The organism is Sphingobium psychrophilum (assembly GCF_012927105.1).
Lineage (GTDB): Bacteria > Pseudomonadota > Alphaproteobacteria > Sphingomonadales > Sphingomonadaceae > Sphingobium > Sphingobium psychrophilum.
The window spans coordinates 1-3,764 of record NZ_JABBFV010000057.1 but is presented as its reverse complement, the minus strand read 5'-3'; the positions used below and the strand labels follow the sequence as shown (position 1 = coordinate 3,764).

Sequence of the window (3,764 nt, the reverse complement as noted above, 5' to 3'; positions counted from 1 at the left end):
ACCATACCGGCCAGCGGCTTCTGGAATGCCGCATTATACAGGCCTTACAGAAGACCGCACTCGATCACGCGCGCATCGGACCAGAAACTTCTTGCACCGCGGGCGGCAACCACAGAAGAAATCACGCCCCGTGGAAATCCCTCAACGATTCATAACGGTCGAAAACCGCTTGTCTTATGACTTTGCGGTCCGTTCGGGTCAGGATGCGATGTCCGGTCCGGGGTGGCCACCCCGGACCGGACGGAAGGGGACGGATCGCAAAACCGCTGGTCGTGAAGGGACCGGGTTAGAGTAGGATCGCCCCTTTCTTTTTCATCAGGCCCGAACGGATACCGGGGCTTTCAAGGCCCGGATGACAAGCATGGGACAGCGAAAAAGATGAGCAACTCTCTACCACAAACCATCGGCATCGACATCTCCAAAGCGACGTTGGACTGCTATGTCCATCCCATCGGGATCGAGCGCCAGTTCCCCAACACCACCAAGGGCCACAAGACCCTGATCGCATGGGCCGGGCAATGGGAGGTCGAGCGGATCGCCTATGAGGCTACCGGCATCTACCACCGCGCGCTGGAGGTCGCGCTCGGCCATATGCCCTGCGTCAAGCTCAACCCGGAACGGGCAAGGCGCTTCGCTCAGGCGACAGGCACGCTCGCCAAGACCGATCGCATCGACGCCAGGCTGCTCGCACGGATGGCGGTGACGCTGAAACCCCCGGTCAGGCCCGCCCGAAGCCCGCAGCAGAACCAACTGGCCGAACTCGTCAACGCCCGCGATGGTCTGGTGCGTGATCGCACCGCGCTCAAAAACCGCGAAAAGAACCTCACCGTCACGCTGCTTAAGCGCCAGTGCAGCCAACGGCTCGAACAGATCGCTCGCCACATCGCTGCGCTCGACGCTGAAATCGCGGCCGTCATTGCCGCAGATGAAAAGCTCGTCCGGCGCCACCACATTCTCACCAGCATCGCTGGCCTCGGCACACTCACCGCCAACCAGATCATCGCCACCATGCCCGAACTCGGATCGCTCGATAACAAGCAGGCTGCCTCGCTCGCCGGACTTGCCCCGGTCGCGCGCCAGTCCGGCCAATGGAAAGGCAAAAGCTTCATCCGCGGCGGTAGGGCCAATGTCCGACAGGCTCTCTACATGCCTGCTCTGGTCGCCGCCCGATTCAATCCAAACCTCAAGGCCAAATACCAGCAGCTCATCGCTGCCGGAAAACCCGCCAAAATCGCCATCACAGCCATCATGCGAAAGCTCATCGTCACCGCAAATGCGCTACTCAGGGCAGATCATCTCTGGACCACAGCATGCGCTTGACCATCACGGATACTCTAAGTGCGGCGCGCCCTCTAGTTGAACGAACGACCGCTCCAGCCAGTTTGCCGCCGGGAAGCGGACTTGCCGGATCGTCCAACCTTTCGGACGTGGAGAAGCCGACAATCGCACGTTGGCCTATGTCCGCTTACCGGGAATGAAAAAGCGATCGGGAAGGACCACAAAGGGTCGATGATTGCCCTACTCCGCCACCATCACCCGCTGGATTATCCGAGTGATGTCGGTGTCAGCAACAATTTGCAAAACTGAGGCCGTTGCAGAACGCCGCATTCCAAGGCATGATCGTAAGCGTGGCGGGCAGGCCCAGTGTAGGGCATGCCAAGTGATTGTCTTTTCATCGATCGCCGGGTTTCGGCGAGATTTATTCCGAAACGAAAGCATCCCGCTTCGCCGGCCAGCTTTAGCAGTCCGGCGGGACGAACCGAAACCAAAGCATCTTGCAATCTGCTGGAATCGGATTCACGATGGCAACCGGTAGCCGTCAGCAGCGACAGAAGTCATCCCGGCCTGATGAGCCGGTGCTCAACCTGGCCTCCTGCGGCAGCGGCCCCGATCCGCGTCTGGTCAAGCTGGTTCGCCTGCTTGCCCGTCGTGCCGCGCGGAAGGCGTATCTGGAGATGCTGGAGGAGCGCCGCACGACCCGCTCCTGAGACGAGGAGTTCCGTTCCGTGAAGGTTGCTTTATACGCCCGCTATTCTTCCGACAATCAACGTGACGCCTCCATTGCCGACCAGTTGCGCATCTGTCGCCTGCATGCCGAAAAGCAGGGCTGGCAGATTGTCGAGGAATATACCGATCATGCTATTTCGGGCGCTTCGCTATTGCGGCCCGGCATTCAGGCGCTGATCGCAGACGCCAATCGCGGACGTTTTAACTACGTGCTGGCCGAGGCCATGGATCGCCTGTCGCGCGATCAGGAGGATATTGCCGGGCTGTTCAAGCGGATGGCTTATGGTGACGTCAAGATGGTCACCCTGTCAGAAGGCGAGATCACCCATCTGCATATCGGCCTCAAAGGTACGATGAACGCCCTGTTTCTGAAAGATCTCGCCGACAAGACGCGGCGTGGACTGCGCGGCCGGGTCGAGAAAGGCAAGTCGGGCGGTGGTAACAGCTATGGCTATGACGTCGTCAAACGGCTCGACGCCAACGGCGAACTGATCCGGGGCGACCGCTCCATCAATGACGCACAGGCAAGCGTCATCCAGCGCATCTTTCGCGACTATGTCGCTGGTAAATCGGCCAAACGGATCACAACAGAACTGAACAAAGAGGGCATTGAGGCACCGACCGGCGGCACCTGGGGCTTTAGCACCATCAATGGCAATCCCAAGCGCGGCACCGGGATCCTTAACAATGAGCTTTATATCGGAAAGTTGATCTGGAACCGGCAACGCTTCATCAAGGATCCCGATACAGGAAAACGGCAAGCCCGGCCCAACCCGGAATCCGAATGGATCGTCCAGGAGGTGCCTGAAATGCGTGTCATCGACGATACATTATGGCAGGCGGCCAAAGAAAGGCAAAAATCCTGCCAGATCGTGCGATCGAATAGTACCACCACGCAATTATGGGAACGCCGCCGCCAGAAATATCTGTTGTCCGGCATGCTGCAATGCGGTTGCTGCGGCGGTGCCTACACGATGATCTCGGCAGCGATGATGGGGTGCGCGGCTGCTCGGAACAAAGGGACCTGTGACAACCGCCTCAATATCCGACGCGATCGTCTGGAAGAGCGCGTGCTTCATGCGTTGCGCCATCATCTGATGGACCCGGCCCTGTTCGCTGAATTTTGCGCCGAGTTCACCAGGGAGATGAACCGCATGAGGGGCGACGCTGGCGCTGCTATCACAGCGGCGCGGGCAGAGATTGCCAAAATCGACCGGGACCTGGATATGCTGGTGAACCTGATTCTGCGGGGCGGTGCCGCAGACAAGATCAATGCAAAGATGGTTGGATTGGAAGCGCGCAAGAAAGAACTGGAGCGCGACCTCGCCCAGGCCCAGGAGCCCCCTCCCCTACTCCATCCCAATATGGCGCACCATTATCGGGCTCAGCTTGATAATCTCTATCAGGCCCTGGAGCATGACGACGAGAATAAGCGCTTCGAGGCGGCGGACGTCATCCGTTCGCTCATCGAGGCGATCCTATTGGTGCCTGAAGGTGGCGAACTCAAGATCGACGTACGCGGCGATCTCGCCGGCATCCTCGCGATTGCGGTAGAACGCAAAAAACCCGCCTCAGGGGCGGGTTCCAAGCGGTCTGCGACCTCTGGAGATCTGATCTCGCGACAATCGCAAGTATCGGTGGTTGCGGGAGTAGGATTTGAACCTACGACCTTCAGGTTATGAGCCTGACGAGCTACCGGGCTGCTCCATCCCGCGTCAATGTTTGTTTGGCCTCAAGCGCCAGCGGGAACATGCGTT

3 protein-coding genes and 1 tRNA gene are annotated in these 3,764 nt (G+C 59.2%); 3 read left to right on the top strand and 1 reads right to left on the bottom strand.

What is annotated here, in order from left to right; all coding sequences use genetic code 11:
• Window positions 1–378 precede the first annotated feature (378 nt).
• From HHL08_RS25020 to HHL08_RS25010, 3 genes are all read left to right on the top strand, one after another.
• Entirely contained in the window at window positions 379–1,320 is a 942-nt protein-coding gene (locus tag HHL08_RS25020; RefSeq protein ID WP_169575557.1) for an IS110 family RNA-guided transposase, read from the top strand.
• A 482-nt stretch (window positions 1,321–1,802) separates the two neighbouring features.
• Window positions 1,803–1,988: a hypothetical protein gene (locus HHL08_RS25015; protein WP_169575556.1), complete on the top strand. Its 186-nt coding sequence runs from the start codon at window positions 1,803–1,805 to the stop codon at window positions 1,986–1,988.
• An 18-nt stretch (window positions 1,989–2,006) separates the two neighbouring features.
• Window positions 2,007–3,689, top strand: a complete 1,683-nt coding sequence (locus tag HHL08_RS25010) for a recombinase family protein (RefSeq protein ID WP_169575558.1) — start codon at window positions 2,007–2,009, stop codon at window positions 3,687–3,689.
• Here HHL08_RS25010 and HHL08_RS25005 read toward each other — a convergent pair.
• Window positions 3,646–3,722, bottom strand: a tRNA-Met gene (locus HHL08_RS25005). The genes HHL08_RS25010 and HHL08_RS25005 overlap by 44 nt on opposite strands.
• Window positions 3,723–3,764: the final 42 nt, after the last annotated feature.